Here is a 22632-nt window from a genome sequence, read left to right as displayed (position 1 = left end):
TGCAGTCGCGTGGCGCTGGGCTCAGAGCTGTTCGCGGCAGGCGCGATAGAGGTCCTTCCAGTCGGTGCGCTCCTTCACCACGGTCTCCAGGTATTCCCTCCACACCACGTGGTCCTGCACCGGGTCCTTGATGACCGCGCCGATGAGGCCCGAAGCCACGTCGGCCGAGCGCAGCACGCCGTCGCCGAAGTGGCCGGCCAGCGCCATGCCGCTGTTGATGACGGAGATGGCCTCGGCGGTGGACAGCGTGGAGGTCGGCGACTTGATGCGCGTCTTGCCGTCCTCGGTCTGGCCGTTGCGCAGCTCGCGGAAGATCTGCACCACGCGGCGCACTTCCTGCAGCGCGGGCGGCTCGGCCGGCAGCGCCAGCGCGCGGCCCAGCTCGGACACGCGCTTGACCACGATCTGCACTTCCTCGGCTTCGCTCGCGGGCACGGGCAGCACCACGGTGTTGAAGCGGCGCTTGAGCGCGCTGGAGAGTTCGTTCACGCCCTTGTCGCGGTTGTTGGCAGTGGCGATCACCGAGAAGCCGCGCACGGCCTGCACCTCGCTGCCGAGTTCGGGAATGGGCAGCGTCTTTTCCGACAGCACGGTGATGAGCGTGTCCTGCACGTCGGCCGGGATGCGCGTGAGTTCCTCGACGCGCGCGATCTTTCCGAGGCGCATCGCGTGCACGAGCGGGCTGGGCACCAGCGCCTTTTCCGACGGGCCGTGGGCCAGCAGCTCGGCGTAGTTCCAGCCGTAGCGCAGCTGCTCTTCGCTGGTGCCGGCGGTGCCCTGGATCAGCATGGTCGAGTCGCCGCTCACGGCCGCGGCCAGGTGCTCGGACACCCACGACTTGGCGGTGCCCGGCACGCCGTAGAGCAGCAGCGCGCGGTCGGTCGCGAGCGTGGAGACGGCGATCTCCATCAACCGGCTGTTGCCGATGTACTTGGGGCTGACCTCGAAGCCGTTGGCGAGCTTGCCGCCCATCAGGTAGGTGAGCACGGCCCAGGGCGAGAGTTTCCAGTTGCCCGGGCGCTGGCGGTCGTCGACCTTCTGGAGCGCATCGAGTTCTTCGGCGAATTGCTGTTCGGCATGCTGGCGCAGGACATTGCTCATGGACGGCCTTGGGATGATGATGAAGAAGAAGAGAAAGAATTGGACGAAGAAGGACGAAGGGTCGAAAAGAGCTGGCGCGCGCGCACGATGCGCGCGGTGTCGCTCAATGCGCTCGCAAGGCCGGGGCTTTCCTCGGCCGCGCGCGGCAGCTCGGCCAGCAGGTGCAGCGCATCGGCGTGCAGCAGCGCAGCCGCGTTGCCGAGCACCTGGCGCAGCACGTAGTCGTTGACGAGATCGCCGCGCTCCACGCGGGTTCGCAGCGCGGCCGCGAGCTGGAGCGAGAGATCGGCCGATGGCGTTTCGCCGGGCGCACAGGCCTGGTCGGCGAAGGCGATCACGTTCTGCACGCCGACGCCCGCCAGGCCCAGTTCGATCAACCAGTGGCGCTCGCGCCGTTCGCGGGGCAGCAGCGCCAGCAACTGACCGACCCAGGCGCGCTGGCTGTACTGGGTGTGGTGTTGGTCCAGCATCGCGTCGGCCCAGTCGACGTCGGACACGGCGAGGATGGCTTCGTTCCAGCCACGAAAAAGGGCGTCTCTCCAGTCGCACTTGGCGGCCCAGCCGAGCAGCGCGGCGGGTGTCATGCCGGTGCGCGCGGTCCACCACGAGAGCGGCGCCTGCCGCACGAGCTGATAGAGCCACCAGGCGCGCTCGCCGAGGCTGTCGTGGGTGGGGCGCACGGCATCGATGGCGTCGTCTTTCCAGCGCGGATCGGCGGCCTCGGGGGTGTTCAGCTGCCATGCGCCGCCCACCTGCGACAGCAGTGGCGCGAGGAAGGCTTCGATGCGCTGCACATGGGCGCTCGTGGCCAGGCGCTGCAGCAGTTCGACCGCGGCCTGGCGCACATCGCGGGCGCGGTCCTTGAGCTGCGCGTCGAGGAGCGCTTCGTCGTCGGGGCCGATGTTCTCGGCCAGCGCGCCGAGCAGCACGGCGCGTTCCTTGGCGGGGAGTTGCGGCAGCTCGGCGGCGAGGCGCTCGCGCGCGGCGGCGGGGTCGCTGCGGCGTTGCTCGGCGAGCACCGCGCGGCGCTGTTCGAGACTGCCTTCGTCCCAGCGCGTCTGCGCATCGGCCTGCTCGCTGGCGCCGACGGCGTAGCGCCAGTCGTCGTTGCGCGCGGCGAGCCAGAGGCCGCGCTCGCCGAGCGCGGGGACCACGGCGCTTCGCAGGTCGATCGCGCGGCGGCCGGCGTCGAGCGCGGTGGGCAGGAGGTTGTGGGGCAGGCGCAGGCCCGCGGCGGTCACCACGGCGAGGCCTTCGTGCTGCAGCCGCAGCGGGCCGTTCGCGAGTGCTTCGGCGATGGCCGCCTGCAGCGCGGGATCGTCCAGCACGGGGCGCTCGTCGGCAGTGGCAACCGATGCGTCGGAAGGCGAGAGGACCGGCGCCACGAAGCCGGCGCGGCGGCCGATGGCGACGGCGCCTGCGACGCGCAGCAACTGGCCTTGCGCTTCGCCGGCCTGGATCGCCTGCAGCAATCCGCCGAATTCACCGGACATGCCTTCGGCGGCCGGCACGGGCTGGCGGGCAGTGCCGACCAGCGCGCTTTGCAGCAAGGTGTTCCAGTGGCTCATGTGCGCACTCCCGCCAAAGTCCAGACCGGCGCGCTGCCGGCGGCGGCACCCGAGGCCCAGGCGGTGAGCGGCGCGAACTGCTCGCCATCCCATTCGCCGAAGACGCGCAGCGGCGCGCCGCCCGAGTGCGCGAGCAACTGCCAGGCCTCCTGCGTTGCCAGTTGCATCGGCAAGGCCTGCGGCGCGGCGTCGAGGCGCAGCCACCATTGGCCGCCATGGCGCGCGGGCACGGCTTCGGCCCACACCATCGGCAGCAGCGGTTGCCAGGGGTTGGCGGCGATCTGTTGCGCCATGCGATTCCATTCGTCGAGGGCATCGGCTGCGGGCGCCGGCGACGCGGGCGACTCCGCCTGCGGTTCGGCCAACAGCTCGGCCACCAGCGCGCGCTGCGAGGCATGGCCGGGATAGAAGCACAGCACCGCGGCACGCTCGCTGCCGCTGACCCAGCCGGTTTCGAAACCGCGCCCGCCATGCGAGTAATCGAGCAGCAGCGCACGCCGGCCGCTCGCGCGGCCCTGCAGCCACACATGGCGCTCGACCAGCTTCGCGTCGCGTTCGTCGGTGCACTGTCCCAGCACGAGCCAGTGGTCGCTGATGCGTTCGCCGTCCGCGAGCAGGCCGTCGCGGTCCTGCGGCCAGCCGAGCGCGATGCGCAGGTCGGCCAGCGTGGCGGGCGAGAGGGATTCGCGGCGCGGCACCGCATCGGCGATCAGTTGAAGACGCCCCAGCCGGTCGAGCAATCGCCCCGGCCAGCCCTCGCCCGCGCCGATGAGCTCGGCCGCCTGCGTGATGCGTTGCCCGAGCCCCGGCGCCTGCGCATCGACCATGCGCGCGGCCATCGCGCCCCAGGCCTGCTGCTGCTCGGCACCGAGCGCGGCGAGGCCGCGTTGCGTCTGGTCGTCGAGCCAGCGCGCGAGCTCCTGCACGCCGGCCTCGATGCGCTTCCAGCGCTGCGCGTCGCGCTTGGCGGCCGCGGCCGGGTCGGGCGCGGCCACAGGCTCGGCGGCGCGCGCTTCTTTCTTCTCGGCCTTGTCGCGGCGCGAGGCGATCCACTCGGCCACCCATGGCGGCGGCGCGGCGGCGGTGAAGCTCGCGCCGCTCTGCGCGCGCAGCAGCATCAGCGCCAAGCCGTGCTTGCAGGGGAACTTGCGGCTCGGGCACGAGCAGCGGAACACCGGGCCCGCAAGGTCGACCTGCGTCTGGTACGGCTTGCTGCCGCTGCCCTGGCATTCGCCCCAGACGGCCTCGTCGGAAAACCCGAGCGTGGGCCACTTGGCCGGTGCGAGCAGGCCCTTGGCGGCCTTGGCCGACGCATCGTCGGGCGCGAGCGCCAGGACGGCTTCTGTGCTGAGAGTCATCGGGGCACCCTCGCGCCGCTCCGCGGCGCGGATGAATGGAAGGACGCGGCCATCAGGGCGCGACGGGATTGGCCGGCGTGCCGAGGCTGCCGGCCGGAGCGGCGGCATCGGCGGCCGGGCGATAGGAAACGCGCACTGGGGAAGGCTGCGACGCGGCGGCAGTGACCGGCTTGGTCACGCCACCCTTGGTGACGGTCATCGGCGCAGCCGGCGCGATCGCTGGCAAGGTCGCCACCGGCGCCACGGCGGTGACGCCGGACGTGCCCGAAACCGGCACCGTGGCGCCGATCGCCGCCGTCGTGACCGGTGCGGCGCCGCCCGCGGGCGCGTACCCCGGCTTGCCCGCATTCGGGTCGTGCAGCACCACGCTCTTGCCCACGCCGACGCCGGTGCCGATCGGCCCGATGCCGACGCCGACCCCCACGCCCGCGGTGCCGGCCACCACGCCGGTGTTGTTGACCGAGACGCCCGCGCCGAGCGGGCCCCAGCCGGTGTTCAGGCCGACGGAGAAGGCCCCGTCCTTGGTGGCGCCGAGCCCGAGCGAAAGCCCGGGCACCAGCGGAATGCCGATGTGATAGTGCGAACAGCCGCTCACCAGGAGCATCAGCAGCGCCGCCGTGACGGCGGCTGCTGCGCGAAGGGTGCGCGGCCGGGCGTTCACACCAGGAGCGCGTTGACGCGCCTCACGTAGGCGGCAGGGTCGGCCGGAAGGCCCCCTTCGGCGAGCAGCGCCTGGTCGAACAGGATGTTGGCGAGGTCGTCGAAGTGCGCGGAGCTCTCCAGCTTCTTCACGAGCGGGTGCTCGGCGTTGACTTCGAGCACCGGCTTCAAGTCTGGTGCGGGCTGGCCGGCTTGCTTGAGCATGCGCGCGAGCTGCGTGCTCATGCCGCCGTCCTGCACCACGAGGCAGGCGGGCGAGTCGACCAGGCGGGTGGTCACGCGCACGTCGTCGGCCTTGTCCTTGAGCGCTTCCTTCAGGCGCTCGAGCAGCGGCTTGAAGGATTCGGCGGCTTCCTCGGCGGCCTTCTTCTCGGCCTCGTCCTGCAGCTTGCCCAGGTCGACCGCGCCCTTGGCCACGCTCTGCAGCGGCGTGCCGTCGAACTCGGTGAGGTAGTTGAGCGCCCACTCGTCCACGCGGTCGGTCATGAGCAGCACTTCGATGCCCTTCTTCTTGAAGACCTCGAGCTGCGGGCTGTTCTTCGCGCCGGCCAGGGTGTCGGCCGTGATGTAGTAGATCGCGTCCTGGCCGTCCTTCATGCGCGCCTTGTAGTCGGCCAGGCTCACGGTCACGGCGTCGGTGGTGCTCGAGGCGAAGCGCAGCAGCTTGGCGATGCGGTCGCGGTTGCCCATGTCTTCGCCCAGGCCCTCCTTGAGCACCGCGCCGAATTCGGCATAGAACTTGGCGTACTTGCCCGATTCATCGGCCGCAGCGGCGGCGGCTTCGGCAGCGGTCGGTGCGTTCTTGTCGACCACATCCGTCACCGCTTCGGTCGGCTCGGGGGCCGGCACCGATTCGCCCGAGCCCACGTCGATCTTGCCCTCGCCGCTCTCGGGCGCGGTCTTCTGCTTCTTGGCCAGGTCTTCGAGCATGGAGAGCACGCGCTTGGTGCTGCCTTCGCGGATGGCCTTCACGTCGCGGCTTTCCTGCAGCAGCTCGCGGCTCACGTTCAGCGGCAGGTCGGCCGAGTCGATCACGCCCTTGACGAAGCGCAGGTAGCTGGGCAACAGCGCCTCGGCGTCGTCCATGATGAAGACGCGCTTGACGTAGAGCTTCACGCCCGCGCTCTTGTCGCGGTTCCACAGATCGAACGGCGCCTTGGCCGGGATGTAGAGCAGCTGCGTGTACTCGGTGCTGCCCTCCACGCGGTTGTGGCTCCAGGCGAGCGGCGCCTCGTAGTCGTGGCTGATGCTCTTGTAGAACTCCTCGTACTGCTCGGGCGTGATGTCCTTCTTGGGGCGGCTCCAGAGGGCGTTGGCCTTGTTGACGGTTTCCCACTCGCCGGTCTTCACCATGTCGCCGGGCTGGTCGTTCTCGCCTTCCTTCCACTCCTCTTTTTCCATGAGGATCGGGAGCGAGATGTGGTCGGAGTACTTGCCGACGATCTGCTTCAACTTCCAGGCGTTGAGGTATTCGTCGGCATCGTCGCGCAAGTGCAGCGTGATGCTTGTGCCGCGCTCTGTGCGCGTGATGTCGGCCACCTCGAAGTCGCCGGCGCCGCCGCTGACCCAGCGCACGCCCTGGTCGGCCGGAAGGCCGGCGCGGCGCGATTCGACGCTGATCTTGTCGGCCACGATGAAGCCCGAATAGAAGCCCACGCCGAACTGGCCGATGAGCTGCGCGTCGGCCTTCTGGTCGCCGCTCAGCTTGCTCATGAAGTCCTTGGTGCCGCTCTTGGCGATCGTGCCCAGGTTGTCGATGGCTTCCTGGCGCGACAGGCCGATGCCCTTGTCGGTGATGGTGAGGGTGCGCGCGGCCTTGTCGAACGTGAGGCGCACGTCCAGGTCGGGCTGGTCTTCATAGAGCTCGGGGTGGTCGAGCGCCTCGAAACGCAGCTTGTCGCACGCGTCGGACGCGTTCGAGATCAGCTCGCGCAGGAAGATTTCCTTGTTGGAGTAGAGCGCATGCGTGACGAGGTGCAGCAGTTGCGCGACTTCGGCCTGGAACGGGAGTTTGGTGTTGGAGGAATCAGCCATAGGGAAAAGAGAGATCGATCGAAAAAATTCTAAGCCGAGCCGCCGGCGGCGGCCGGGCTATTACCAATTTTGTGAGCTGGGGTTCATGTTCTGAAAAACAACAAGCCATCGTCAGAGAGGGGGAGAGTGTGTGAGAGAGCGGGGGCTCACCTCGGCTGCGACTCCACCTCGCGCGTCCACCGGTCGATCAACCGCTTGCGCTCGGCCGCTTGCCCGTATTTCTGGAAGTCGTACTTGATGAGCTTCACGTCGGCCATCGACGGAATGCGCGCATCGGGCTTGAAGGTCTTGTTGGCCGGCGACTGCAGGCTGCCCGCCTCGCCGCCGATGGCCTGGCCCTTCGGGCTCATGAGCCAGTCGTAGTAGCGCTTGGCGTTCTCCTTGTTGCGCGCGCCCTTCACGAGCGCGATGCCGCCGATCTCGTAGCCCGTGCCTTCGCAGGGCGCGGCGGTCTTCACCGGAAATTTGTCGTACCGCCAGCGCTCGAAGCCGAAGATGAAGCTCACGCCGATGGCCACCTCGCCCTTGGCCACGTTGGGCGCCTGCGCCTGGCCGCTGCGGGTGTAGCTGGTGACGTTTTTGTGCAGCTTCTTCAGGTACTCGAAGGCCGCGTCCTCGCCCATCTGCTGCACGAGCCCCGCGATGATGGTGTAGGCCGTGCCGCTGGACGCGGGGTGCGAGATCTCGATCTCGCCCTTGTACTCGGGCTTGACCAGGTCGGCCCAGCACTTGGGCTCATGCAGCTTCTTCTTGCGCAGCACGTCGGTGTTGAAGCCGAAGCCGATCGCGCTCGTGTAGAAGCCGCCCACCATGTTCTGCGACAGCGCGTACTGCCGCACGGCCCAGTCGTGCAGGTCGTTGATGTAGGCGGGGCGATAGGGCTCCAGCAGGCCCTGCTCGGCGGCCTGCAGGAACGGATCGCCGGTGCCGCCCCACCAGATGTCGGTCTTGGGGTTCGCGGCCTCGGCGCGCAGTTGCGCACCGATCTCGCCGGTGCCCTTGTGCGCCTGCTGCACCTTGATGCCGGTCTCGCGCGTGAAGGCCGCTGCTGCCGCCTCGCACCAGCCCGCGTCGGTGCTGCACAGCGCGTTGACCGTGCCCTGCGCGGCCGCGTTCTGCGGCGACAGCGCCAGGACCGCGACGGTGGCCAGGCAGGCGGCGCTGGCCGCGATATTCCGGATGGCAAAGGTGCGCATGCGCTTCTCCTCGGGCTGTGTGTGGTCTGTATGGTTCAGGGGCTCAGGATAGCGCCCGCACGACGGTTCACGGCGCGGCCAGCAGCGGCGGCAGGTGCTCGGCCAGCCAGTCGATCACCACGCGCGTCTTGAACGGCAGGTAGCGGCTGCGCGAGCGGATCACGTTCAGCTCGAAGCCGAAGGGCCTGGGCTCCTCGAACACGCGCGCGAGCGTGCCGGCGGCCAGCGCATCGGCCGCGAGCCACGCGGGCAGGCGCACGAGGCCCATGCCGCCGGCGGCGGCTTCGAGCAGCACCTCGGCGCTGTCGCAGCGCAGGCGCGAAGGCAGCGTCACATCGACGAGCCGGCCATCGCCATCGTGAAAGCGCCAGGTCGAGACCTGGCCGTCGCGCGCATAGAGCACGGCCTCGTGCGGTGTCTGCGGCGCCCGGAGCGCATCGATGCCGCGCGGATGCCCGCGCTCGGCAAGGTACGCGGGCGCGGCGCACAGCACCATCCACTGCACGCCGACCGGCCGCGCGACCAGGTCCGAGGAGTCGGGCAGTTCGCCGCTGCGGATCGCCAGATCGAGGCCCTCTTCGACCAGGTCCACGCGCCGGTCGCTGAACCCGAGTTCGAGCGAGAGCCCCGGATGCCGACGTGCCAGCGCCAGCAGCAGCGGGCCGATCTTGAGCCGGCCGAGCATCGCCGGCATGCTCAGGCGCACCAGGCCCGTCGCGGTGCTGCGCGCCACGTCGGTGTGGGCCTCGGCCGCGTCGAGCTCGGCCAGCGCGCGGCGGCAGCGTTCGTAGTAGCCGTGGCCTTCCCCGGTGAGGCTCTGGCTGCGCGTGGTGCGCAAAAACAGCCGCGTGTTCAGGCGCGCCTCCAGCCGCGCGATGCTCTTGGCCACCGCCGATCGGGTGACGTGCAGCCGCTGCGCCGCGAGCGCGAAGCTGCCCGCTTCCACCGCCGCGACGAATTCCTCGATGCCTTGCAGGCGTTGGCTCATTGGATACTTTCAAGCGCCATGAAGGCGAAAATTATCCGCCACCGGATAGTTTTCATCGTCAATAGGATCTGGGCTTCGCTTTTTCGTGGAGCTTTTCGATGCAAGAACCCCAGACGCTGCGCCGCTGGCAGCTCACCCAATTCGGCCGCGCCCATCTCGAACAGGCCGCGGCGCCGCTGCCCGTGCCGGGCGCGGGCCAGATCCTCGTGCGGGTCGGCGCGGTGTCGCTCAATTACCGCGACCTGCTGATGATTCGCGACGGCATGGGCATGGCGCTCGAGATGCCCTTCACGCCCGGCTCCGACATGGCGGGCACGGTGATCGCGGCGGGCCCCGGGGTGAAGCGCTTCGCCGTGGGCGACCGCGTGGTCAACACCTTCTGGGGCGGATGGATCGACAGCCACTGGCCCGGCGACGCCGTGCTGGCCGGCGGCCCAGGGCCGGGCATGCTCGCATCGCATGTGCTGATCGATGCGGCCTGGGCCGTGGCCGCGCCCGCCACGCTGAGCCTGGCCGAAGCCAGCACGCTGCCCTGCGCGGGACTCACCGCATGGTTCGCGCTTGCCGAGACCGGCGCGCTGCGCGCGGGCGAGACGGTGCTCATCCACGGCACCGGCGGCGTCGCGCTGTTCGGCCTGCAATTGGGGCGCCTGCATGGCGCGCAGGTCATCGTGGTGACGGGCAGTGAAGACAAGCGCGAGCAGACGCTCGCGCTCGGCGCCTCGCACGTGCTGCTGCGCGACGGCGACTGGCCCGCCGAAGTGCGCCGCCTCACCCACGGACGCGGCGCAGACCACGTGCTCGAACTGTCGAGCGGCCCGAACCTGGATCGCTCGCTGCAGGCCACCAGGCAGGGCGGGCGCGTGTCGATCATCGGCATGCTCGGCGGCGAGACGCTGAACGCATCGTTCTATGCCATGGTGCTCGGCCGCGTGACGGTGCAAGGCATCGGCGTCGGCCATCGGCGCGCGCTCGAAGACCTCGTGCGCGCCATCGATGTCAATGCGATCAAGCCGGTGATCGCGGCGCAGTACGGTTTCGATGCGCTGCCCGCCGCGCTCGATCACCTGGAACGCGGCGCATTCGGAAAGATCGTCATCACGCTCTGAAGTATTGAGGCCTTCCGTTCACATGCAACGCAGTTGCAGCAGCGTTCAAAAATTGCGCGATCCGTGAAGAGGTTCCGTTCGCCGCAACGAGATGCTCGACGCGCTCCATTTCTCGTCTCAGAATGCGCCCGCGCTCGGCCTGGGTCGTGCGCGCTTTTTCAAACTTCAAATGGGGCGTTATGGAACACAGTACCTACAAAAAATGGTCGGCCGAGTTCATTGGTACTTTCTGGCTCACGCTCGGAGGCTGCGGAAGCGCAGTGCTGGCCGCGGCCTTTCCGGGTGTGGGCATCGGCCTGCTCGGGGTCTCGCTGGCCTTCGGTCTCACGGTGGTGACGGGGGCCTATGCGCTGGGGCCGATTTCGGGAGGGCACTTCAATCCGGCGGTGTCGATCGGTCTCGCGGCCGCGGGCCGCTTCAAGGCCTCGCAGCTCGCGGGCTACATCGTGGCGCAGGTGCTCGGCGCCATTGCGGCGGCCGGCATTCTCTATTTGATCGCCACGGGCAAGCCGGGCGCGGACATCGGCGGCTTCGCCACCAACGGCTACGGCGAGCACTCGCCCGGCAAGTACAGCCTGTACGCCGCCGCGCTGTGCGAAGTGGTGATGACGGCCGTGTTCCTCATCGTGATCCTGGGCTCGACGGCCAAGCGCGCAGCGGGCGGCTTCGCGGGCATGGCCATCGGCCTGTGCCTCACGCTGATTCACCTGATCTCGATCCCGGTGACCAACACGTCGGTGAACCCGGCGCGCAGCACGGGCCCGGCCCTCTTCGGGCCGTCCCATGCGGTGTCGGAACTGTGGCTCTTCTGGGTCGCGCCCATCGCGGGCGCAATCATCGGCGCGGTGATCTACCGCGCCTTGCTCAGCAACGGCAACGACGACTGAGCGTCGTCGCTACCGTTGCCTCGCGTCAGCTGCCGTTGGCCGACTTCACCAGCGGCAGCGAGGTCGACTGGCCGATCGACTCGGTGCCGGTGGGGTGCGAGGCGGCATAGGCGCCGGCCTGCACTTCGGTGTCCGAGATCTTCGACAGCATCGCGGGCGCGCTGGTCGACTGGCCGATGGACTCGGTGCCGCTCGGATGCGCGGCGGCGATCGCGCCGGCCTGCACCTCGGGCTTTTCGGCCGAGTTCATCTGCAGCGGATGGAAGTCGGAGCCATCGGTGGTTTCGGCCGATGCATTGACGGTGCCCAGCGCTGCGAGCGCAGCGAAGGAACCAATGGCGAGAAGCTTGAAGGAAGTGCGCATGGTGTGTGCTCCTGAGGGCAGGTTGTCTCCGGTCTCGAGCCATCGCGCGAACTGCGCGTGGCAGGACCTGAACGCACTCTAGGCAGCCCGACTGAGGTGAGGATGAGCGAAGAGTTAGCTGCGGCTTAGGGGGACGATGACGGCAGATGGACGCGCGCCATGAGCCCGGGGCCGTCGACGCGGTTGTGCAGTTCGATGCGCATCCCGTTGCGCTCGGCCGCAGTCCGCGCAATCGCCAACCCGAGCCCGCTGCCGCCGGCCGCCGCGCCCGGCACGCGAAAGAAGCGGTCGAACACGCGCCCCATGGCGCTCTCCGGAATGCCCGCTCCGTTGTCCAGCACATCGACCACCGCATGGCCGTCGACCTCGTGCAGCCGCACATCGACCACGCCGCCTTCGGGCGCATAGCGCAGCGCGTTGTCGATCAGGTTGTCGAACACGCTGCGCAACTCGGCCGCGGGCGCGGACACCACCGGCGTGATGCTGCCCTCGAAGCCCACGTCCACGCGCCGCGCATCGGCCAGCACCATCAGCTGGCTCACGCTCTCGCGCAGCAGCACCTCGATGTCGATGGCCTCGCGCACCATGGCGCGCTGCGGTGCGTCCTGCCGCGAGAGGCTGAGCAACTGCTCGATGAGGTGCTGCGCGCGCGTCACGCCCGCCTCGAGCTGGTTGAAGCGGTCGGTGGCTTCGCCGGCCGGCACGTGCGCGCGCAGGTTCTCGATCTGCAGGCCGATGGCGGCCATCGGCGTGCGCAGCTCGTGCGCCGCGTCCTGCACGAAACGGCGCTGAGTGGCGAAGGCACTGCGCACGCGCGAGAGCAGGTTGTTGAAGGCGCCCACCAGCGGCGCGATCTCGTCGGGCACGCGCGCGAGCGAAAGCTCCGTGGGGCTGCGCTCGTCCTGCGATGCCACGTCGCGCGCCACCCCGCGCAGCGAGCGCGAGGCGGCCGAGACGATGATCCACAGGATCAGCAGCGCCGCCGGCAGCAGCAGCGCGATCGGCAGGCCTTCGAGCAGGGCGCGGCGCAATGCGCGGCGGCGCCGGTAGTCCTCGTTCTGCAGCACCTGCACACGCGGCTGGTCGGCGCGCGTGCCGGGCTCGGCGGTGAAGACGCGCCAGCTCGAATGCGCATGGGCGCCCGCGTTCACGTTGCGAAAGCCCTCGCCGGACTGCAGCGGCACCGACAGCGCGGGCCATGAACTCGCGCGCAGCGTCGTGCCGTCGGCACTCCAGATCTGCACGACGAAGGCCCCTCGCGAGAACGCGGCCTCGCCATCGACCGCGCGGGGCGCCTTGGGCGGATCGTTGCCCGTGTACGACTCGGCCACCAGCCGCATCTGGTCGTCCAGCGCGTTGTGGACCAGGTTGCCGTACGCCAGAAAAGAGAACCACGCCGTCGCGACCGCCCCGACAAGGTGCAGCGTGATCAGCCACAGCAGGAGCTGCCGGCGCAGCGAGCGCGGTCGCCACCAGCGGCCGGGCTGCGCGGCGCCGTCCATCACGCGGCGACGCGCCAGCCCAGGCCACGCACGTTGCGAATCGACTCGGCGCCGAGCTTGCGGCGCATGCCGTGGATCAGCACGTCGATCGCGTTGCTCGTCACTTCCTCGCCCCAGCCGTAGATGCGGTTTTCCAGCTGCTCGCGAGAAAGAATGGCACCCGGCCGTTCGAGCAGCGCATGCAGCAGCGCGAACTCGCGCGCGGTGAGCGCCTCGCGCGCGCCGTTCACCAGCACCTCGCGCGTCGTGAGGTCCAGCTGCAGCACGCCGCTGCCCACCAGCGAATGCGCGGCGCCATCGCGGCGCCGCACGATGGCCCGCATGCGCGCGAGCAGCTCGCGGAACTCGAAGGGCTTGAGCAGGTAGTCGTCGGCGCCCAGGTCCAGGCTGTTGATGCGGTCGTCCAGGCCGTCGCGGGCGGTGAGCACCAGCACCGGCGTCGCATCGCCGCGTTCGCGGGCGCGCCGCAGCACGTCGGTGCCGTCCTGCTTGGGCAGTCCCAGGTCGAGCAGCACGCAGGTGTAGCCGCCGTCGCCCAAGGCGCTCTGCGCGAGCTCGCCGTCGCGCACCCAGTCCGCGGACCAGCCCGCGCCCTCGAGCGCCTGTTTCAGGCTGCGCCCGATCATTTCGTCGTCTTCCACCAAAAGCACGCGCATTGCAACGACTCCTTGGGCCGCAAGGTAGCACGTGATCGGGATGATCGGTAGTGCCTTGCGCCGCGGCGCAGCGTAGGGGCGAAGTCTTAAGCGTGCCTTAGCCGCCGAGCAGGCACCAGGGTCACAGCACGCGGACGTCGTGCCGCTCGCCCTCGCCGTCCGCCGCGAACGCCAGCAGGCGCATCGCCTCTTCCTGCGCGCCGAGCCGGTCCGCCTTCGACCATCGCGCGAAGGGCGCCAGCACCACCGTGGCCGCGTGCTTCGCGCGCTCGATCTTCCAGGTGCCCGCCACGAAACCGTCGAGCAGCACCGTGCCGCGCACGATGCCGTTGATGGTGAACACGCGGGCGCGATGTGCCTCGCTCAGCACGCGGCCGCGGTCGGCGTGGGAGAGCAGCAGGTTGTCCCATTCGGCGACGAGGCGCGGCGGCGCGGGCGTGTCGGGGTCGGGGCGCGGCGCGCGCGGCAGGTCGAACAGCTCCTGGCCCTCTTCGCCCGTGAACACGCGCAGCTGCGGCCGCAGGCGCTCGGCCACGGCCTTCCAGCCGGTGAGGCCCGACCATGCGCCGGCATCGGCGAGCGTCGCGGGGCCGAAGGCGGCGAGGTAGCGCAGCAGCAGGTCGTCCTGCGTTGCGGAAGCGGCATCAGGGGCGGATTCGCCGAGCCACTGCCCGATGGGCTGCAGCCGTGCGTTCTGATGCGAGTTCCAGCTGCCCGCGGGCGGCAGGTGCACCAGCGGCATGTTGTTGCGGATGAGTGCGGCGAGCGACGCGGGCGCGCGGTCTTTCCAGCGCGCCGCGAGCGCCTGCCCGAGCTCGGTGCCGGTGAGCGGGCCTTCGTCGAGCAAGGCCTTGCCGGCCTTCACCACGGCCGCGCGGTCGACGCCTTCGAGGGCGCGCGAATGATCGCCCGACAGGCCGCGCTGATGCACGGCCTCCAGCAGCGGGCGCCATGCCAGTGCGTCGCGTGCCGTCATCAGGTGCAGGGTCGCGCGCAACGTGGACATGCGCACGACGCGGCCCTTCTTCAGCGCCTCGGTCAGTTGCTCGCGGCGAAAGCCTTCGAGCCGGCTCCACAGGCCGATGTAGGGCGGGTTCGGTGCCTGCGCCTGCAGCCCCACCAGTTTTTCGATGGCCTGCGCGACCGTCGCCTTGCGCCGCGCCAGCAGCATCTGCCGCGCGAGCGTCGCCCGGTTCAGCGCGCGCCGGCTCAGCAGGGCGGCCATCGGCAAAGACTCAGAACTTCTCGTGCGGCCCGAGGTAGCGCCACTGCCCCACCGGCAGGTTGCCGAGCATCACCTTGCCGATGCGCACGCGCTTGAGGCCGACCACCTTCAGGCCGACCAACTCGCACATGCGGCGGATCTGGCGCTTCTTGCCCTCGGTGAGCACGAAGCGCAACTGCTCGGGGTTCTGCCATTCGACCCGCGCCGGCTTGAGCGCCTGGCCATCCAGGCTCAGGCCGTGGCGCAGCTTCGCGAGCATCGCCGGCGGAAAGACCGCCTGCACGTTCTGCGTGACGGGATCGTCGTCGTCCATGCGGATGAGCTGCCCCGTGGGCGCGGGCTGGCCCAGGCCGTGGTACGCCACGCGCACCAGGTATTCCTTTTCCATCACCGAGTCTTCGCCGATCAACTGGCGCGCGATGCGGCCGTCCTGCGTCATCACCAGGAGGCCGATCGAATCGATGTCCAGACGCCCGCATGGGGCGAGCCCGCGCAGCTGCTGGGGGCTGAAGAAGAAGCGCGCGTTGTCGTCCGCCCAGCGGTTCTGCGGCGTGAAGAGAGTGACCGCGGGTTCGTGGCCGTCTTCGGCCTGCCCGCTCACATAGCCGATGGGCTTGTTGATGAGGATGGTGACCTGGTTCGCCTGCTGGCCCTTGGCGGCCTTGTCGATCTCGATGCGGTCCGATGGCGTGACCTTCACGCCCATCTCGGCCGGCTTGCCGTTCACCTTCACCCAGCCGTTGGCGATCCACTCGTCGGCCTCGCGGCGCGAGCACATCTTGAGTTCGGCCATGCGCTTGTTCAGGCGCACGGGCGCGTTGGGGGAGGTGGAGGGCTCGGTCATCGGGGGTTGATCAGTGTGCGGCACCGATGCTATCCTGAACCCAAGCGCAAGTTGATTGCGCCAATTTTGGGGGATTCCCAAGTGAGCACACGCAAGTACCAGTACGCCATCGTCATCGGGCGTTTCCAGCCCGTCCATTTCGGTCACCAGCGACTCATCGAAGAGGGCCTTCGCGCCGCCGATCGGGTCATCGTGGTGGTCGGCTCCGACCGCAAGCCTCGGAGCGTCAAGAACCCCTTCACCTTCGACGAACGCGAACGCATGGTGCGCGCCTGCCTGCGCGGCACCGAGCAGATGCGCGTGAGCGTCGTCGGCGTGGGCGATTCGCCCTACAACGACCAGATCTGGATTGCGTCGATCCAGTCGGCCGTCGAGCGGCTGATCCAGCAGGACGGCCACATGCCCGCGCAGGCCAAGGTCGCGCTGGTGGGGCACCTGAAGGACGCCTCCAGCTACTACCTCAAGCTCTTTCCGCACTGGGAGTTCGTCGGCCAGCACAGCGTGGAGAGCCTGAACGCCACCGACGTGCGCAGCCTCTACTTCGACCCCGAGAACCGCGGCCAGCTCGCACCGGCCGACCTGCCCGACGGCACCGCGGCCTTTCTGGACAAGTTCACCGGCACCGCCGACTACGCCGAGCTCTGCGAGGAGCGCGCCTTCCTCGTGGACTACCGCGACAAGTACCGCTATGCGGGCAGCGACTTTCCGCCGATCTACACCACGGTCGATGCGATCGTGGTGGAGGCCGGCCACATCCTCCTGGTGCAGCGCAAGTTCCACCCCGGCAAGGGCACCTGGGCGCTGCCCGGCGGCTTCGTCGGCCAGCACGAGCGGCTGCAGGACGCGGCCATCCGCGAGCTGAAGGAGGAAACGCGCCTGAAGGTCCCCGTGCCCGTGCTCAACGGCAGCATGAAGGCCAGCCACGTGTTCGATGCGCCCGACCGCTCGCAGCGCGGCCGCACGATCACGCACGGCTTCTTCTTCGAGCTGGCGCACAACCAGTGGACGGGTCTGTCGGACGTGCGCGCCGACGACGATGCCGCCGAAGTGCGCTGGGTGCCGATCGCCGAGTTCCTCGGTATGCCCGACCGCATCTACGAGGATCATTACTTCATCGCGAATCATTTTTTGGGTGGCCTGGGCAAGAACTGAACGACCAGGCTTTGTCAGCAAGAACGGGCGCCGGTTGACGGGGCCCACGTGAAAGGAGCTTTCACAATGAACCGCAACCTCACCTCCTCGCCCCTGGGCAACAACCTGCTGCTGCGCACCGACTCCTACAAGGTGTCGCACTGGATGCAATATCCGCCCGGCACGCAGACCGTGCACAGCTACATCGAATCGCGCGGCGGGCTCTTCAGCCACTCGCTCTTCTTCGGCCTGCAGGCGTACCTGCGCGAATACCTGCAGACGCCGGTGACGCTCGCCGATGTCGACGAAGCCGCGGCCATGATGGCCGTGCACGGCGAGCCCTTCAATCGCGAAGGGTGGCTGCGGCTGATCGAGAAGCATGGCGGGCTGATGCCGGTGCGCATCCGCGCGGTGCCCGAGGGTAGCGTGCTGCCGGTGCACAACGTGCTGGCCACCATCGAGAACACCGACCCCGAATTCTTCTGGGTCACGAGCTTTCTCGAAACCGAATTGCTGCGCGCGATCTGGTACCCGACCACCGTGGCCACGCTCTCCGCGGCCGCGCGCACGACGCTGCTTCGGTACCTCGAAGCGACCTGCGACGACCCGCAAGGCCAGATCGCCTTCAGGCTGCACGACTTCGGCGCTCGCGGCGTCTCGAGCCTCGAATCGGCGGCGCTCGGCGGCATGGCGCACCTGGTCAACTTCATGGGCACCGACACGCTGGCCGCGCTGGTCGCCGCACGCCGTTACTACGACTGCGACGTGGCGGGTTTCTCGATTCCCGCGGCCGAGCACAGCACCATCACGGGCTGGGGCCGCGACCATGAATCCGACGCGTACAGCAACATGGTCGACCAGTTCGGCAAGCCCGGCGCGACCTTCGCGGTGGTGAGCGACAGCTACGACATCTTCAATGCCTGCGCGCGGATCTGGGGCGGCGAGCTCAAGGCCAAGGTGGTGGCCTCGGGCGCGACGCTGGTGGTGCGGCCCGACTCGGGCGACCCGGCCGAGACCACGCTCAAGGTGGCGCAGATCCTGGCCGATCGTTTCGGCACCACGACCAATGCCAAGGGCTTCCGTGTGCTGAACAACGTGCGGATCATCCAGGGCGACGGGGTGAACCTCGACTCGCTGCGGCTGTGCCTGTCGAACTTCTTCCACAACGGTTTCTCGACGGAGAACATCTCCTTCGGCATGGGCGGCGGGTTGCTGCAACAGGTCAACCGCGACACCATGCAGTGGGCGATGAAGTGCTCGGCGATGCAGGTGAACGGCGAGTGGCGCGATGTCTACAAGTCGCCGGTGGGGGATGTGAGCAAGGCTTCGAAGAAGGGGCGTCTTGCGCTGGTTCGGAATGCGCGCGGAGAGGTGCAGACGTTGCGCGAAGAAGCGCTTGCGGATGGACAAGCCGATCTGCTGCAGACGGTGTTCGAGAACGGGCGCATCGTTTCGAACACCACGTTCGATGCCATTCGCGAACGGGCGGCCATTGGGGTGAATCAGTTCGTCACTTCGCGGGCGCCGCTTTGATTCGATGATCTTTCAGGGCGGGTGCACAGGCCACCGGGTGCTCCCCTCCGCGAATGTCCCCCGGGGCTTCGCCCCTCCTCCTTGATTTCGCTGCGGGGAGCACCCGATGCCCTGTGCACATGGGCACGCTCTGAGTGAACGACCGATCAACGACCGCTCTGAAAGCGCTCCCGCCGATGGTGGGCTCTGTTTCGCGAAATCAAGGGGGAGGCCGCAGGCCGGAGGACATTCGCGAAACAGAGCCCACCGTCGGCGGGAGTGCCGCCCCGAATCGACAGGTCTCCTGGAGTGCCACAGGCCTTGTCCATAATCCGCGCAGACAGCCGAATCCATGACCAAACTCCTGATCCTCAGCGTGAGCGCCGGCAACGGCCACGTGCGTGCAGCACAGGCGCTCGCCGCCACCGCCCAGTCCCTCGCCCCGCCCTGCACGGCGGTCCACACCGACGCCATGGCCCATGTGGCCGGCGGCTTTCGCAAGGTCTACACCGACTGGTACATCCAGCTGGTGAACCGCGCGCCCGAGCTGTGGTCGTACCTGCACCAGCGCACCGACACCACGCCGCACCACGCGCCCTCGCAGCGCCTGCGCCGCGGCATCGAACGGCTGAGCACCGGCGCGCTGGTGCGCGAGATCCGGCGCGAGAAGCCCGATGCGGTGATCTGCACGCACTTCCTGCCGGCAGAGTTGCTGATGCGCGAGCGCAACCGCGGGCGCATCGATTACCCGGTGTGGCTGCAGATCACCGACTACGACCTGCACAACATGTGGCTGATTCCCGGCATGGCGGGCTATCTGGCCGCGACCGAAGAAGTGGCCTTTCGCCTCCGCGCACGCGGCATTCCGGCGGACCGCATCCACGTGACCGGCATTCCGGTGATGCCAGCGTTTTCCGAGCCCGACGCGCCGGCGCTCGCGCGCAACACTTGCGCTGCCGAACTGGGCCTCGATCCGTCGCGGCCCGTGCTGCTGATGGCCTCGGGCGGTGCGGGCGTGGGCGACCTTGCGAGCATGGTCGAGCGCGTGCTCGGCCTCGGCGGGCATGACGGGGAACAGGGCAACTTCCAGGTCATCGCCGTCGCGGGCCGCAATGTCGAGGCGCACGGCAAGCTGCAGGCGCTGGCGGCGCGCCACCCGGGCCGCGTGGTGGCCGTGGGCTTCACCAACGAGATGCACAAGATGATGGCCGCGGCCGATCTGGTCGTCACCAAGCCCGGCGGGCTCACCGTGTCCGAGTGCCTCGCGCTCGGCAAGCCGATGCTGTTGATCTCGCCGATTCCCGGGCAGGAAGAACACAACGCCGGTTTCCTCATGGAAGAAGGCGCCGCCTGGCTCGCCTACGACGCCATCGGCCTGGACTACAAGGTGGCGCGCCTGATGGCCGACCCGGCCAAGCTCGCGAACATGGCCGCGCGCAGCCGCGCGCTCGGCAAGCCGCAGGCGGCGCGGGCCGTGCTCCAACACGTGCTGGGTGCGACAGCGTGAGCGGCGCGACTGAAAAGACCGGCGTGGGTCGCACGCTGGGCTACCTCGCGTGGGTGGTCGTGATGGCCTTCTTCTTCGCCAACGCCGAGATCCAGATCGAAGGCGGCGCGGGCTGGGCCACGTCGCTGCCGACATGGCGCATCGAGAACAGCATCTGGCTGGACCTGTTCTGGGGCGGCCGCGCGATGACCGGGTATCACGCCTGGGTGTTCACCTTCATGGCGCTGGTGTTCTTCGCGCCGCTGGCCTTCAATGGCCGCTGGACCTGGCGCGACGTGGGGCTCGCGGTCGCGGGGCTGATCGTGTTCTGGGTCTGCGAAGACTTTTTGTGGTTCATCATCAACCCGGCCTTCGGCTGGGCGCGCTTCAACCCGGTCGATGCGTTCTGGCACAAGCACTGGCTGTGGGGCGCACCCGTGGACTACTGGGGCGGTCTCGCAGTGGCGGCGCTGATCCTCGCGGTGCGCCACTGGCGCCGGCGCGCGCGATGACGGCAGCGAAAACACCCCAGGCCGACGACCTGCGCCCCGGCCACTGGGCCGATCCGCTGGACGAACTGCAGGTCGAGAACCTGCACCGCATCACGCCCACGCTGTACCGCAGCGCGCAGCCGCGGCGCGCGAACGTGGCGGCGCTGCAGTCGCTGGGCATCCGCACCATCGTGAGCCTGCGCTCGTTCAACGACGACAAGAAGGTATTCGCGGGCAGCGGCATCCGCCTCGTGCGCGTGCCGATCAACACCTGGTCCATCGACGATGCCAAGGTGCTGCGCGCGCTGGTCGCGATCCGCGAGGCCGAGAAGCACGGGCCGGTGCTGATCCACTGCATGCACGGTGCCGACCGCACCGGCGTGGTGGCCGCCGTCTACCGCATGGCCGTGCAGGACTGGGACAAGGACAGCGCACGCCACGAGATGCTGCGCGGCGGCTACGGCTATCACACGTTGTGGCGCAACATTCCGCGCTACATCGAGCGGCTCGATCCGCTCCGGATGCGCCATGCGCTGGCCCACGCCCCGGTGATTCCGGTGGTGTCCTGAAGGCGCCTGCAGCTTTCGCGACCCGCTCCTATACTGGCCGCCCCGTGGCCGATGGCCATCTCCGAACGACCTTCAAAGAGGCTTCTTCCATGGCACTCCAACTGCGCTCCCTCGTCCGCTCGAATGGCGAACTCGAACTCTCGCTGCACGACGAACCGATCCCCGAACCCAAGGCCGATGAAGTGATCGTGCGCGTCGAGGCGTCGCCGATGAACCCGTCGGACCTGGGCCTCCTGTTCGGCGCGGCCGACATGAGCACCGCGAAGGCATCGGGCACCGCAGACCGCCCGGTCGTCACCGCCATCGTTCCCGAACGCGCGCGGCCTTCGATGGCGGGGCGTCTCGACCAGTCGATGCCGGTGGGCAACGAAGGCGCGGGCGTGGTGGTCAAGGCGGGCTCGTCGCCGGCCGCGCAAGCGCTGCTCGGCAAGACCGTGGCGGCCATCGGCGGCGCGATGTATTCGCAATACCGCGCCATCTCCGCTGCGCAATGCCTCGAACTGCCTGCGGGCACGACCCCGGCCGAAGGCGCCTCGTGCTTCGTCAACCCGCTTACCTCGCTGGGCATGGTCGAGACGATGCGGCGCGAAGGCCACAAGGCGCTGGTGCACACGGCCGCGGCATCGAACCTGGGGCAGATGCTCAACAAGATCTGCCAGAAGGACGGCATCGAGCTGGTCAACATCGTGCGCAAGCCCGAGCAGGAAGCGCTCCTGCGCGGCCTCGGTGCGAAGTACGTGTGCAACGCGACCTCCCCGACCTTTCTCGAAGACCTGACGCAGGCGCTGGTCGACACCGGCGCGACCCTGGCATTCGACGCGACGGGCGGCGGCAAGCTCGCGGGCCAGATCCTCGGCTGCATGGAAGCGGCGCTGAACCGCACCGCCAAGGAATACAGCCGCTACGGCTCGACCACGCACAAGCAGGTCTACATCTACGGCGGCCTGGACCGCAACCCCACCGAGTTCGTGCGCAACTTCGGCATGTCGTGGGGCATGGGCGGATGGCTGCTGTTTCCGTTCCTGCAGAAGCTGGGGGCGGAAGGGACGCAGCGTCTGAAGGCGCGCGTCGTGTCCGAATTGAAGACGACGTTCGCAAGCCACTACACGCGGGAGATCTCGCTGCTCGAAGCGCTGCAGCTCGATGCGATCGGGGTGTATGGCAAGCAGGCGACGGGGGAGAAGTTCCTGCTGAATCCGAACAAGGGCGTCGCGGCCTGATCTCCCGCTTGGGGGGTGGGACGTCCGCCTAGACCACCAGCCGATACCCCACCGCCGTCTCGGTCAGCAGATGCCTGGGCTGCGCCGGATCGGCCTCCAGCTTCTGCCGCAAATGCCCCATGTAGATCCGCAGGTAGTGGTTCTGGTCCGTGTGCGACGGCCCCCACACCTCGCGCAGCAGTTGGCGCTGCGTGAGCACGCGGCCTGCGTTCGCGACCAGCACCGAGAGCAGCCGGTACTCGGTCGGCGTCAGGTGCACCTCGGCGCCGGCGCGGCGCACGATGCGCGCGGCGCGGTCCAGTTCGATCTCTCCGAATCGGAAGACGGCTTCGGCCGGTTCGTCGTTGCCGCCGCCGGCCGCGCGCGGGCGGCGCAGGTTGGCGCGCACGCGTGCCAGCAGTTCGCCGGTGCCGAAGGGCTTGGTGAGGTAGTCGTCGGCGCCGGCGTCGAGCGCGGCGATCTTGTCGGCTTCGTCGGTGCGCGCCGACAACACGATGATCGGCACGGCCGACCAGCCGCGCACGTCGCGGATCAACGAGACGCCGTCGCCATCGGGCAGGCCGAGGTCGAGCACCAGCAGGTCGGGCTGGCGCGTGCCGGCTGCGGCGAGGCCGTCGCGCAGCGTGCCGGCCTCGTGCACCAGCCAGCCCTCGGCCTCGAGCGCGCCGCGCACGAAGCGGCGGATCTGCGGCTCGTCCTCGATCACGATGGCGGTGGGGGATGGCATGGCT

At 69.0% G+C, this 22632-nt stretch carries 21 protein-coding genes; 8 read left to right on the top strand and 13 right to left on the bottom strand.

Features of this window, described 5'->3' with window-relative positions; all coding sequences use genetic code 11:
• Positions 1-21: 21 nt before the first annotated feature.
• The 7 genes from ACZYRS_RS03145 to ACZYRS_RS03115 form a co-directional block, all read right to left on the bottom strand.
• Complete coding sequence (locus ACZYRS_RS03145; protein ID WP_463418087.1) at positions 22-1101, bottom strand: ATP-binding protein; 1080 nt, start codon at positions 1099-1101, stop codon at positions 22-24.
• Complete coding sequence (locus ACZYRS_RS03140; RefSeq protein ID WP_463418086.1) at positions 1098-2669, bottom strand: DUF5691 domain-containing protein; 1572 nt, start codon at positions 2667-2669, stop codon at positions 1098-1100. The genes ACZYRS_RS03145 and ACZYRS_RS03140 overlap by 4 nt, the downstream gene beginning before the upstream one ends.
• Positions 2666-4027, bottom strand: a complete 1362-nt coding sequence (locus ACZYRS_RS03135; protein WP_463418085.1) for an SWIM zinc finger family protein — start codon at positions 4025-4027, stop codon at positions 2666-2668. Before ACZYRS_RS03135 ends, ACZYRS_RS03140 begins: the two co-directional genes overlap by 4 nt.
• Positions 4028-4079: 52 nt before the next feature.
• The gene (locus tag ACZYRS_RS03130; protein ID WP_463418084.1) at positions 4080-4688 is read right to left on the bottom strand and encodes a hypothetical protein; all 609 of its coding nucleotides are present in this window, start codon (positions 4686-4688) and stop codon (positions 4080-4082) included.
• Positions 4685-6721, bottom strand: a complete 2037-nt coding sequence (htpG, locus tag ACZYRS_RS03125; RefSeq protein ID WP_463418083.1) for a molecular chaperone HtpG — start codon at positions 6719-6721, stop codon at positions 4685-4687. The genes ACZYRS_RS03130 and htpG overlap by 4 nt, the downstream gene beginning before the upstream one ends.
• A gap of 146 nt (positions 6722-6867) precedes the next feature.
• Positions 6868-7917 (bottom strand): ABC transporter substrate-binding protein, encoded by a 1050-nt coding sequence (locus tag ACZYRS_RS03120; protein WP_463418082.1) that lies wholly within the window; start codon positions 7915-7917, stop codon positions 6868-6870.
• Between the two features lie 67 nt (positions 7918-7984).
• Entirely contained in the window at positions 7985-8905 is a 921-nt protein-coding gene (locus ACZYRS_RS03115; RefSeq protein ID WP_463418081.1) for a LysR substrate-binding domain-containing protein, read from the bottom strand.
• Between the two features lie 98 nt (positions 8906-9003).
• Here ACZYRS_RS03115 and ACZYRS_RS03110 point away from each other — a divergent pair, with 98 nt between their 5' ends.
• Both ACZYRS_RS03110 and aqpZ read left to right on the top strand, forming a co-directional pair.
• Complete coding sequence (locus tag ACZYRS_RS03110; protein WP_463418080.1) at positions 9004-10014, top strand: zinc-dependent alcohol dehydrogenase family protein; 1011 nt, start codon at positions 9004-9006, stop codon at positions 10012-10014.
• Between the two features lie 179 nt (positions 10015-10193).
• Positions 10194-10901, top strand: a complete 708-nt coding sequence (aqpZ, locus tag ACZYRS_RS03105) for an aquaporin Z (protein WP_198788740.1) — start codon at positions 10194-10196, stop codon at positions 10899-10901.
• A gap of 25 nt (positions 10902-10926) precedes the next feature.
• Here the strand turns inward: aqpZ and ACZYRS_RS03100 are convergent, their stop codons facing one another.
• The 5 genes from ACZYRS_RS03100 to ACZYRS_RS03080 all read right to left on the bottom strand — a co-directional run bounded on the left by ACZYRS_RS03100 (position 10927) and on the right by ACZYRS_RS03080 (position 15492).
• Positions 10927-11265, bottom strand: a complete 339-nt coding sequence (locus tag ACZYRS_RS03100; protein ID WP_198788741.1) for a hypothetical protein — start codon at positions 11263-11265, stop codon at positions 10927-10929.
• Positions 11266-11390: 125 nt separating this feature from the next.
• Positions 11391-12767 (bottom strand): sensor histidine kinase, encoded by a 1377-nt coding sequence (locus ACZYRS_RS03095; protein WP_463422443.1) that lies wholly within the window; start codon positions 12765-12767, stop codon positions 11391-11393.
• Complete coding sequence (locus tag ACZYRS_RS03090) at positions 12767-13423, bottom strand: response regulator (RefSeq protein WP_013544025.1); 657 nt, start codon at positions 13421-13423, stop codon at positions 12767-12769. The genes ACZYRS_RS03095 and ACZYRS_RS03090 overlap by 1 nt, the downstream gene beginning before the upstream one ends.
• Positions 13424-13544: 121 nt before the next feature.
• On the bottom strand, positions 13545-14648 hold the full coding sequence (locus tag ACZYRS_RS03085; RefSeq protein ID WP_463418079.1) for a winged helix DNA-binding domain-containing protein: 1104 nt from the start codon (positions 14646-14648) through the stop codon (positions 13545-13547).
• A 10-nt stretch (positions 14649-14658) separates the two neighbouring features.
• On the bottom strand, positions 14659-15492 hold the full coding sequence (locus ACZYRS_RS03080; RefSeq protein ID WP_307651113.1) for a pseudouridine synthase: 834 nt from the start codon (positions 15490-15492) through the stop codon (positions 14659-14661).
• Between the two features lie 81 nt (positions 15493-15573).
• Between ACZYRS_RS03080 and ACZYRS_RS03075 the strand changes: the two genes are divergently transcribed.
• The 6 genes from ACZYRS_RS03075 (at position 15574) to ACZYRS_RS03050 (ending at position 21901) form a co-directional block, all read left to right on the top strand.
• The gene (locus ACZYRS_RS03075; RefSeq protein WP_463418078.1) at positions 15574-16644 is read left to right on the top strand and encodes a bifunctional nicotinamide-nucleotide adenylyltransferase/Nudix hydroxylase; all 1071 of its coding nucleotides are present in this window, start codon (positions 15574-15576) and stop codon (positions 16642-16644) included.
• A 66-nt stretch (positions 16645-16710) separates the two neighbouring features.
• A complete protein-coding gene (locus tag ACZYRS_RS03070) occupies positions 16711-18156 on the top strand; it encodes a nicotinate phosphoribosyltransferase (RefSeq protein ID WP_198788745.1) in 1446 nt (481 codons plus the stop codon).
• A 331-nt stretch (positions 18157-18487) separates the two neighbouring features.
• A complete protein-coding gene (locus tag ACZYRS_RS03065; protein WP_463418077.1) occupies positions 18488-19642 on the top strand; it encodes an MGDG synthase family glycosyltransferase in 1155 nt (384 codons plus the stop codon).
• The gene (locus ACZYRS_RS03060; protein ID WP_463418076.1) at positions 19639-20133 is read left to right on the top strand and encodes a hypothetical protein; all 495 of its coding nucleotides are present in this window, start codon (positions 19639-19641) and stop codon (positions 20131-20133) included. The genes ACZYRS_RS03065 and ACZYRS_RS03060 overlap by 4 nt, the downstream gene beginning before the upstream one ends.
• On the top strand, positions 20130-20681 hold the full coding sequence (locus tag ACZYRS_RS03055; RefSeq protein ID WP_198788748.1) for a dual specificity protein phosphatase family protein: 552 nt from the start codon (positions 20130-20132) through the stop codon (positions 20679-20681). Before ACZYRS_RS03060 ends, ACZYRS_RS03055 begins: the two co-directional genes overlap by 4 nt.
• Before the next feature lie 89 nt (positions 20682-20770).
• A complete protein-coding gene (locus ACZYRS_RS03050) occupies positions 20771-21901 on the top strand; it encodes a zinc-binding dehydrogenase (protein ID WP_463418075.1) in 1131 nt (376 codons plus the stop codon).
• A 28-nt stretch (positions 21902-21929) separates the two neighbouring features.
• On the opposite strand, the gene kdpE is transcribed toward ACZYRS_RS03050, so the two are convergent.
• A complete protein-coding gene (gene kdpE, locus ACZYRS_RS03045; RefSeq protein ID WP_198788750.1) occupies positions 21930-22628 on the bottom strand; it encodes a two-component system response regulator KdpE in 699 nt (232 codons plus the stop codon).
• Positions 22629-22632 lie beyond the last annotated feature (4 nt).

This window comes from Variovorax sp. AC194 (genome assembly GCF_979257995.1).
Note: the sequence above shows the minus strand (reverse complement) of the source record. Positions and strands in the feature narration are given on the sequence as shown.